Below are 10,072 nucleotides of genomic sequence, written 5' to 3' on the forward strand. Positions count from 1 at the left end.
ATCAGCTGACGTTTGACGCCGAAGGTCAAACCCGCCGGCTTGTTCAGAATGGAAACTGGCTGTTAGTCCAGCCGGGAACCTGGATTTTTTTCGATCAGGTTGAATCCGTGCGTTTTGAGCAGCGCCAATCGCAGATCTGGATGCATCTGACGGGTGAGCGGGGAGAGTGGGAGGCGATTGTGGGCGATGCGGGATAAACGCGGCTTTGTCAGCCTGTTCTTTCTGGCCTGGTTTCTGATCTTAAGCGCCTGGACGTCGCTGGGATATCTTCAGATCAACGCGGAAATTGAGGTCGCGGAACAACTGGAAGCCGGGCAGCGGCAGGATCTGCGCCTGATTCCGATCTTTCGCTGGATCCGCTGCCAGCTTGGGCACGATTATCGCTGTGACGGCTGGCGGCCGGAAATTCAGGCGGAGGTGCAATGGCATGACGGCATGGCGAAAGTGACGACAGAATATGAAAAAATTGTGATAACGCTGGATGAAAACGACGGGGAAGTGACAAACTATGAGATAGAGATGAGGTGAAACGATGAAACAATTTATCGACAGTGTGATCGCGTCGGTTTTCTTTCTGATTTTGATGCTGCTGGGGGAAACGCTGCAGTTTCTGCCCTCAGGAAGCACGCCGTTTCTGACTTGTGTTTATGGCGCTGAGCTGTTTTTTGTTTCCTGGGTTTTAATGTATCGGTCCAAGAACACTGTAGAACTGCTGGATTTCTTTGTCAGCGCTGTGATCCTGGGTGTTCAGTTTTTGATCCTGGGCGGCCGGCTGAATTTTGACCAATGGTGCTATCTGGGGTTTGCGACAATCGCTTCGACGATCAGTTTTGGATGCAACCGCCGCTTCGGCAACCGGATTCATTTGGAAAATAGCCGTCCGCAGCCGGGAAATCATTGACAAAATCGGCTATTCCTATAAAATATACTAGGTAGGATGGTGAATAGTAATGATTATTGTAAATGACTTAAAGCCAGGAACAACATTTGAAAATGAAGGTAATATTTTTGTCGTTCTGGATATTCAGCACAACAAAACTGCGATGCGTCAGATGATCGTTAAGGTCAAGGTTAAGAATCTGCGTACCGGAGTTATCAATGAAATCTCCTTCACCGGCGGTGACAAGGTAGAACAGGCGCATATTGATAAGCGCGAAATGCAGTATCTGTATGATACTGACGATGCGTTGGTCTTTATGGACAATGAAACCTATGACCAGATTGAGATCCAGAAGGATCACCTGGAATGGGAAATGAAGTTTATGAAACCGAACGACAACATCATGATTTCGATGTATGAAGGCGAAATTCTGGGAATTATTCTGCCGGATAAGGTCGAGCTGCAGATCGTTGAATGCGAACCGGCAGTCAAGGGCGATACGGCGACGTCCGCTTCAAAAATGGCGAAGCTGGAAACCGGTCTGGAAATTCGTGTTCCGCTGTTTATCGAACAGGATGAAATGGTCGTCATTAACACGGCCGACGGAAAATATTCCGGACGCGCTTAAGTCGGAACTGAAGATTTGGTCGAATGCAGATCAAATCTTTTTCTTTTTTTTTCTAAGGCCTTTACAAATTCGCTTGTGAAGGTTATGATAAAGACGATAAAACTTCAGGGCAGGGTGCAATTCCCGACCGGCGGTAAACCCCGCGAGCCGTTTCTCGGTTGAACTGGTGGAATTCCAGTGGCGACAGTAAAGTCTGGATGAAAGAATGTTTTTTTCTTTTTCATAGAGCTACCCCGAAGGTTTTGTTGAAACCTTTTTTTGTCGTCAGGACAGAGAAAGCGAAGGTTGTCAGAAGTGGAGGAGAAAAAAATGACAAACAGAAAATTTTTCAACATTAAAACCATGGCTAAAGTGAGTATCTTAGCGGCGATCGCCTTTATCCTGATGGAATTTGATTTCCCGATTCCATTTATCGCTCCGCCGTTTTACAAGCTGGATTTTAGCGAGGTTGCCGTTTTGATCGGCGGCTTTGCGATGGGCCCGCTGGCTGGCGTTGCGATCGAAGCAATGAAGGTCTTCTTAAGCTGTCTGTTTTTCGGTTCCGGTACGGCGTATGTCGGGGAACTGGCCAACTTTGTGATGGGCTGCGCGTTCATCCTGCCGGCCGCCTGGTATTACCGCCGGCATAAAAATCTGAAAAGTGCGCTGATCGGTATGATCCTGGGTACGCTGTGCCTGATGCTTGTCGGCGGTTTGACAAATTACTTTGTGATGCTGCCGGCGTATTCGTTCTTCTTTAACATGCCGCTGGAAGCGATCATTTCGATGGGCGCCAAGGTCGTTCCGTTTGTCGACAATGCGTTCACGCTCGTGCTGTTCTGCACGACGCCGTTCAATTTGATCAAGGGGATTGTGACCTCGCTGCTGGTATTCTTGTTATATAAGCATATCTCGCCGATTCTGCACCGTTAACGGAATCCGCCGGTTTGCTTTGATCAGGAAGCGAAAACAAACTGAAGATTTCTAGGCTGGTATTTTGCATTTCGGACCGCTGCTTGTTTTGATCAGGCGCAAACGGATGTATTCATACCAGCTTTTTTTGGGATTGGATTCCATTTTTGTTTTTATAATCTTCAGGTGCGGAATAAGGAGAAAAGATCCGCCCGCGTCCTTAAATCAAAGGCGCATCGGATCAGAACGACAGACTACTTTCACAAAAGAATCGGGAAACCGTCAGTTTTCTTCGCAACTGGAGTCAATTTTTGATATAATGAAAAAGATTAGGAGGCACTGTGTATGCAGAATATGTCGCGTAAGGCTAAATATGAAAAACTGAGGCAGGAATTGCAGAACGATGCGGAATCGCAGATCAGTACGAAGGGGATTTCCGCTTATGCCGAACGGCTAAGCCGTTTGGATACGACTGCAACGGAACAGCTGGAAGTTAAAGAAGAAGAAAACCATGATCCGATCCATCTGCGCCGCGAAGCTTATTTTGCGGATGAAACGCAGAAAGAGAAAGCGAATCCAACGGCCGCTTCTTTTAATAATGAATATCTTGATGAGTACATCAGCGAAGTGAAGGAGTACAATAAGCAGCGCGGTCTGTTAGCCAGCGAGGACACGCAGGTCAACATCCTGAAGCAGCTGCGCGAACAAAGCTCCATCCGTCCGTTTGAGGAAAAGATGGTCAGCACAAGCAAGGACAACCTGTTGGACGACATGGATATCCCGTCGTTTGTTCTTCCGGAGGATGACACGCTGCGCAACACGATTTCAATGGAAGTCAAGCAGCTGCTTGATCAAAGCGGCAACAGCGGCGAAATGTTAAAGACGCTGGAACCGGCGCCAACCCCGGAAATCAAGAAATCCCGTCGGATGAAGCCGCCGGTTGAGGAAGAAACCACGGATATCCAGCCGATTGTCGACGACGAAGACGACGAGGAAGACGATGACGAATGGGACGACGAGGACGAAGAAGAAACGAAAAAGCCGCGTTGGAAGCTGTTCGGCCGTCGCCGCGACGAGGATGACGACGAGGAGGAAGAAGATCAGGACGAGGAAGACGAGGATTGGGAGGATGAGGAAACCCAGCCGCACCGTTTCTTCGGCAAGCTTCGTTCCCACATGCAGGAAGAAAAAGAACTGCGGGAAAAGCTGATGAGTGAAACCGTTCAGCTGCGGGCGCAGATGGACGATTATGAAGACGAGCTGAACGACATGAACGATTCCGTATCCTATACGAATCGTTTGTTAAACTTCATTCTGGTTCTGCTGATCCTGGCACTGTTAGTGGTTCTGGGGATCGTCGTCTACTGGATCCTGCTTCAGAAAGGAATTATTTAATGAAATTGAACATTGCGATCGATGGGCCGAGCGCCGCGGGGAAAAGTACGATTGCCCGGCGGCTGGCTCACGAATGTGGTTATATCCATTTAGATACCGGGGCGATGTACCGCTGCATCGCCTATAAAGCGCTGAATGAAAAGCTGGCGCTGGATGAGGAAGCGGCGCTGGGCGCGATGATCGACCGGACTGAAATCCGTCTGACCCCGCAGGGACAGGTGTTTTTGGATGGCGTGGAAATGCGGGACGAAATTCGTTCCAACGCCGTGTCGATGGCGGCGTCCCGGGTTTCTTCACTGAAAACAGTGCGTCAGAAACTGGTCGAGCGGCAGCAGAAAATGGCGGCGGACAAAGGCGTCGTGATGGACGGCCGGGATATCGGAACGGTTGTTTTGCCAGCGGCGGAAGTAAAGATCTTTTTGACCGCTTCCCCCCAGGCCCGCGCGAAACGGCGGTTTCTTGAGAATCAGCAGAAGGGAATCAGCTCAGACTATGATCAGCTCGTCGCGGAAATCGCACAGCGCGACCGGCAGGACATGGAACGGGTTCATTCACCGCTGCGGCAGGCGGAAGACGCGATCCGCGTCGATACCTCGGATATGACGATCGACGAGGTCGTTGCCACGATCAAGCAGATCATGGCGCAAAAGAGTAAGGAGGGAAACCATGATTAAAGGTGTGGTTGCCATCGTTGGCCGTCCGAATGTCGGAAAGTCAACGATTTTTAATCGGATCCTGGGCGAACGGGTTTCCATCGTCGAGGATACTCCGGGCGTGACCCGGGACCGGATTTACGGAAAGGGAACGTGGCTGACGCAGGATTTCCGTCTTATTGACACTGGCGGAATTCAGCTGGAAAACCAGCCGTTCCAGGAAGAAATTAAAGCGCAGGTGGAAATTGCGATCGAGGAAGCCGACGTTATTTTGTTTGTCGTCAACGGCCGCGACGGCGTGACCGGCGACGATGAGTTCATCGCGCGGATGCTGCGGCGCAGCGGCAAACCGGTCGTTCTGGCCGTCAATAAAATTGACGACGCGACGCTGCAGGGAAATATTTACGAGTTCTACGCGCTGGGGTTATCGGAACCGATCGCGGTCAGCGGATCGCACGGCATCGGTATCGGCGACGTCATGGACGCCTTGGTCGGGGCATTTCCCGAAAAGCAGCAGCCGGAGCTGGAAGGCATCCGTTTCGCGATCATCGGCCGGCCGAATGTCGGCAAGTCCAGTCTGGTCAACGCGCTGTTAAAAGAAGAACGCGTTATTGTTTCGGATATTGAGGGCACGACCCGTGATGCGGTCGATACTCCGTTTGAACATGACGGCAAGCAGTATGTTGTTGTCGATACGGCGGGTATCCGCAAGCGCGGCAAGGTCTATGAAAACATTGAAAAATACTCGGTGCTGCGTGCGATGAGTGCGATTGAACGCTGCGACGTCGTGTTGTTTGTGATCGACGGGGAAAGCGGCATCCGCGAACAGGACAAGCATGTCGCCGGGTATGCGCATGAAGCCGGCAAACCGATCATTATCGTTTATAACAAGTGGGATGCCGTGGAAAAGGACGAAAAGACGATGAACCGGGTGACGGAACAGATCCGCGCGCAGTTTGTGTATCTGAGTTACGCTCCGGTGCTGTTCGTCTCGGCGAAAACCCATCAGCGCGTCAATACGCTGCTGCCGATGATCGACGACGTCTACCATTATTCCCAGCTGCGGATCGCGACCAACGTGCTCAACGAAGTCGTGATGGACGCTCAGCTGACCACGCCGGCGCCGACGCACAACGGCCAGCGGCTCAAGATTTTGTACGCTTCGCAGGTGGCGGTTGCGCCGCCGACGTTCGTGCTGTTCGTCAACGATCCGCAGCTGCTGCACTTTTCGTACCGCCGTTATATTGAAAACCGTCTGCGGGAGGCGTTTGGTTTCGACGGATCGCCGATCCGGATCATCGCCCGCAGTAAGGAATAGAGGAGGCAAAGGATGAAAATTTGCGTATTGGGCAGCGGAAGCTGGGGTACGGCGCTGGCGCAGGTGCTGGCGGATAATCATCATGAGGTCGTCGTCTGGGGCAAGAGTCCTGAAGAAATCGCCGACCTGAAGCTCCACCGCAACACGAAATACTTTCCGGAGGTGCTGGTCAATCCGGCCATTGAAGCGACGCTGGATTTCGATACGGTCAAAACCGCCGATATCCTGCTTCTCGCGGTGCCGACCGGGGCGATAGAAGAAGTCAGCCGCCAGGCCGCCGCCGTCCTGGATCATCCGGTGATTGTGATCAACGTCGCCAAGGGATTCCATCCGACGACGCATCAGCGGCTCAGCGAAGTGATCAAGGAATGCTTCACGCCGGAAACGCTGACGGACGTCGTTTCTCTGATCGGTCCCTCGCACGCGGAAGAGGTCATTCTCCGCAAGCTGACCTCGGTCAACGCGGTCTGTGAAAACGAAGCGTCGGCCAAGCAGATTCAGGAGCTGTTCTCCAACGATTATTTCCGCGTTTACCGCGGAACCGACGTGATCGGTTCGGAAACCGGCGTGGCGATCAAAAACATCATGGCAATTGCCAGCGGCATCATCACCGGACTGGGCGAAGGCGACAATGCCCGGGCGGCGCTGATGACCCGCGGTCTGGCGGAAATGTCCCGCTACGGCATTGCGCAGGGCGGACGCGCCGAAACTTATCTGGGATTAACCGGGGTCGGCGATCTGATCGTTACCTGCACGTCTCCGCATTCCCGCAATTTCCAGGCCGGCGTGCAGATCGGCCGCCAGGACAGCGCGGAGATTTTCTGGAAAACTAATAAGAAGACGGTCGAGGGCGTGAAAGCGGCCAAGGTCATCTATGAAGAATCAATAAAAAAACACATCAGCATGCCGATCACCGAACAGGTCTACCGCGTGCTGTACGAAGGCGAAAAGCCGTCCCAGGCGATCAAGCTGTTGATGGCCCGGGAACTGAAATCAGAATAAAAGCCCGTCGCGGGGCTTTTTCTGATGGAACAATCGGAAAGGAGGAATCGGTGCCAATGATTCTGGACGAAACGAATCTGAGTACCTATTTTGATGAGCGGACGTGGAATCTGGCACGGCGTTATCATCAGGAACGCTCGATCATCCAGTCGCTGTCGGCCGTCGAATATAAAACGCTGCAGCTGATCGAGATCGAAGCGGTCGTTTATCCGTATCTGCAGCATGTTAAGCTGTCGCTGCATTCCGTGACCGGCGAGCTGCTTCATTTTTCCTGCGAATGTCCGTACTGTGTCCACGATGAAAAAGCCTGCGCCCACATCGGCGCGGTTTTGATGTTTTTGAAAGAACGGACGATTGACCATTTTCCTTTTTATTACCGGGAGAACGCCGCCGACTATATCCAGCAGATGCGCCGCCGGCAGATGTTTTCGCAAAGCGACCAGCTGATTGAGGCGTATGTCAATTCCGCGGTGCTGGACGATCCGGTGATGCTGCAGAACGATCCGGTCGCATTGCAGCCGGAGGTCATGTTCTCCAATTCCGAGCTGCTGGTCAGTTTCCGGATCGGCCGCAAGAAAAAATACATTTTGAAAAATCTTGGCGAATTTATGACGCGGATGAACGAGGCGGCGATTGTCAGCTATGGCAAGGAACTGCAGTTTCTGCATGTTCCGGAGTCGTTCGATGAAGTTTCGCAGAAAATCCTGCGCTTTATCCGCCGCAACTATCCGACCCAGACCAATTTTGATACCGGAGCGCGCTATGTCAAGCTGACCGGCGGCAGTGTCGATGATTTTTACGAGCTGTTTCTGAATCATCCGGTGATGATGGCGGATGGCCGGCCAATGGTGATGATCGAGGAAAATCCGCAGTTTACGCTTCAAGTCGAAGGGCAGGGACAGGACTACCAGCTTACGGTCACGCCGCACGAATACCGCTATCTGGCCAGCAATGAGGCGGATTATGTCTATGTCGGCGGCACGCTGATCCGGCTGCTTCCGCGGTACCGGATCCTGTGCGGACCCTTATTGAAACGGCTGCAGAAGGGCAGCAAGCTGCTCGTCAGTCACGAACAGATCAAGAATTTCTATTACAACGTCCTGCAGCCGGTCAGCGAGCTGATTCCGGTGGTGGGCATGGACGAGCTGCCGGTCCGGCTGGATCCGCTGGTCACACGGGTGTATATCGATGAGCCGACGGCGCACACGATCATGATTACGATCCGCTTCTGTTACGGCGCTAACGAATACATCGGCTTCGATACGCTGACCAACCGTGATAACCGCAACCTGCGCAAGGAACAGAAAGTGCGCGCGATTATCCGGCAGTATGTGACGCGGATTGACACGCTGACCCAGATCGCCTGGATTGAGAAAAACGAAACCAAGGAATTCAGCTTCCTGGCGGAAGGGGTAGGCAAGCTGATGGATCTGGCGGAGGTCTATATCTGCGAATCGTTGAAAAATGTTCAGATTCGTTCGCGGGCTTCGTTCTCCGTCGGCGTGCGGCTGACCTCCGGCCTGCTGGAGCTGCAGCTTGACAGTCCGCAGCTGACGCCGCAGGAGCTGGAAGAAATTTTCCGCGGCTATCAGCAGAAGAAAAAATATGTGCGCTTGAAAAACGGCGATTACTTCGCGATCGGCGAGGGTGAAACCGAAGAAGTGCTGGCGATGCTGGATGCGCTGCAGGTCGATCCGAAGCAGCTGGGCGCCGGGCCGGTGACGCTGGAAAACTACCGGGCGCTGGCGCTGAACGAACGGCTGATGAGTACGCCGGAGATCAAGGTCGAGCGGGATCAGGAGTTCAAAACGATGATCCGCGACTTTAAAAATATTGAGGAAAGCAAATTCGACGTGCCGCCGTCCATGCGCAAGATCCTGCGCACCTATCAAAAGGAAGGCTTCCGCTGGCTGAAAACGATCGCTCACTACGGCTTCGGCGGGATTCTGGCCGATGATATGGGCATCGGCAAGACGCTGCAGATGATCGCCGTGCTGGAGGATGCGCGGCTGCAGGGGGAAGGCGGCTGCAGTCTGGTCGTCACTCCGGCTTCGCTGATCCTCAACTGGCAGGCGGAAATCCGCCGCTTCGCGCCGCAGCTGAAATGCGGCTGCGTTCACGGCACGCTGAAAGAACGTCAGGATACGCTGGCTGCGGCGGACGACTTTGACGTCCTCATCACGTCTTACGACTACGTCAAGCGCGACGAGGCGTTGTACCAGCCGCTGGCCTTTCAGTATCTGGTGCTCGATGAGGCGCAGGCGATCAAGAATCAGCGGACCAAGAGCGCCCAGGCTGTCAAGCAGATTCAGGCCCGCCACCGCTTTGCCCTGACCGGTACACCGATTGAGAATTCATTAGCCGAGCTGTGGTCGATCTTCGATTTCTTAATGCCGGGCTATTTGTTCAGCTATGCACAGTTTAAGGAAAACTACGAGCTGCCGATTGTGCGGTATGACGACGAAGAACGGCTGACGTTATTAAAGAAGCTGGTATCGCCGTTCATCCTGCGGCGCGTGAAACAGGACGTCTTGAAGGAATTGCCGGAAAAGACGGAAAGCGTGCTGCAGATCGAGTTCAGCGAAGCGGAAAAGAAGCTCTATCAGGCGTCGCTGCAGCAGATCCAGACGCAGTTGACGCAGACGCTGGATCAGCAAACCAACGCCGGCAGCTCCAAGATCATGATTTTGGCGATGCTGACGCGGCTGCGGCAGATCTGCTGCGACCCGGGGCTGGTGTTTGACGGTTACGGGGGCGAGCGGAGCAAGCTGACTGCCTGCATGGAACTGATTGAAAACGCGGTGGAGTCAGGCAAGAAGATTCTGGTCTTCTCCCAGTTCACAACGATTCTGGACAAGCTGCGGGGAGAATGCGAGAAGCGCGGGATCGGAACCTACCTGCTGACCGGCGCGACGCCGAAGCAGCAGCGTTTTGATTTAATGGAAAGCTTCAACCGCGATAAGACGCCGGTCTTTCTGATCTCGCTGAAAGCCGGCGGTACGGGATTGAATCTGACCGGCGCGGAGATCGTCATTCATTACGATCCATGGTGGAATCTGTCGGCGGAGAATCAGGCGACCGACCGCGCTTACCGAATCGGTCAGACGCGCAACGTCCAGGTTGTCAAGCTGATCGTCGAAGGCACGGTTGAGGAAAAGATCAGCAAGCTTCAGCAGCAGAAGCAGCAGCTGTCGCAATCGGTCATCGAAGGCTCCGACGGTTCGATCGCCGCAATGAGCCGCGAGGAAATCCTCGAGCTGTTTGAGACTGAATTTTAAATGATACGGCTTTCATTCAAGCAATTG

10 protein-coding genes and 1 riboswitch are annotated in these 10,072 nt (G+C 53.2%); all 10 genes read left to right on the plus strand.

Going from position 1 to position 10,072, the window contains the following annotated elements; all coding sequences use genetic code 11:
- The coding region (locus HOLDEFILI_RS19875) for a hypothetical protein (RefSeq protein ID WP_006060301.1) at positions 1–197 on the plus strand (197 nt) is incomplete at its 5' end.
- Positions 187–528 (plus strand): hypothetical protein, encoded by a 342-nt coding sequence (locus HOLDEFILI_RS13370; protein ID WP_006060302.1) that lies wholly within the window; start codon positions 187–189, stop codon positions 526–528. The genes HOLDEFILI_RS19875 and HOLDEFILI_RS13370, both read left to right, overlap by 11 nt.
- Before the next feature lie 4 nt (positions 529–532).
- Positions 533–901, plus strand: a complete 369-nt coding sequence (locus tag HOLDEFILI_RS13375) for a hypothetical protein (protein WP_006060303.1) — start codon at positions 533–535, stop codon at positions 899–901.
- Between the two features lie 49 nt (positions 902–950).
- A complete protein-coding gene (gene efp, locus HOLDEFILI_RS13380; RefSeq protein ID WP_006060304.1) occupies positions 951–1,508 on the plus strand; it encodes an elongation factor P in 558 nt (185 codons plus the stop codon).
- 96 nt (positions 1,509–1,604) lie between these two features.
- Positions 1,605–1,721: riboswitch (FMN riboswitch) on the plus strand.
- 96 nt (positions 1,722–1,817) lie between these two features.
- Positions 1,818–2,420, plus strand: coding sequence for an ECF transporter S component (locus tag HOLDEFILI_RS13385; RefSeq protein ID WP_039865045.1), 603 nt, complete (start codon positions 1,818–1,820; stop codon positions 2,418–2,420).
- Positions 2,421–2,744: 324 nt separating this feature from the next.
- Positions 2,745–3,794: a hypothetical protein gene (locus HOLDEFILI_RS19370; protein WP_006060307.1), complete on the plus strand. Its 1,050-nt coding sequence runs from the start codon at positions 2,745–2,747 to the stop codon at positions 3,792–3,794.
- Positions 3,794–4,468, plus strand: coding sequence for a (d)CMP kinase (cmk, locus tag HOLDEFILI_RS13395; RefSeq protein ID WP_006060308.1), 675 nt, complete (start codon positions 3,794–3,796; stop codon positions 4,466–4,468). The genes HOLDEFILI_RS19370 and cmk overlap by 1 nt, the downstream gene beginning before the upstream one ends.
- Positions 4,461–5,765, plus strand: coding sequence for a ribosome biogenesis GTPase Der (gene der, locus HOLDEFILI_RS13400; protein WP_006060309.1), 1,305 nt, complete (start codon positions 4,461–4,463; stop codon positions 5,763–5,765). The genes cmk and der overlap by 8 nt, the downstream gene beginning before the upstream one ends.
- Before the next feature lie 12 nt (positions 5,766–5,777).
- Positions 5,778–6,767: an NAD(P)H-dependent glycerol-3-phosphate dehydrogenase gene (locus HOLDEFILI_RS13405; protein ID WP_006060310.1), complete on the plus strand. Its 990-nt coding sequence runs from the start codon at positions 5,778–5,780 to the stop codon at positions 6,765–6,767.
- Between the two features lie 56 nt (positions 6,768–6,823).
- On the plus strand, positions 6,824–10,045 hold the full coding sequence (locus HOLDEFILI_RS13410; protein WP_006060311.1) for a DEAD/DEAH box helicase: 3,222 nt from the start codon (positions 6,824–6,826) through the stop codon (positions 10,043–10,045).
- Positions 10,046–10,072 lie beyond the last annotated feature (27 nt).

This window comes from Holdemania filiformis DSM 12042, assembly GCF_000157995.1.
Taxonomy (GTDB): Bacteria; Bacillota_I; Bacilli_A; order Erysipelotrichales; family Erysipelotrichaceae; genus Holdemania; species Holdemania filiformis.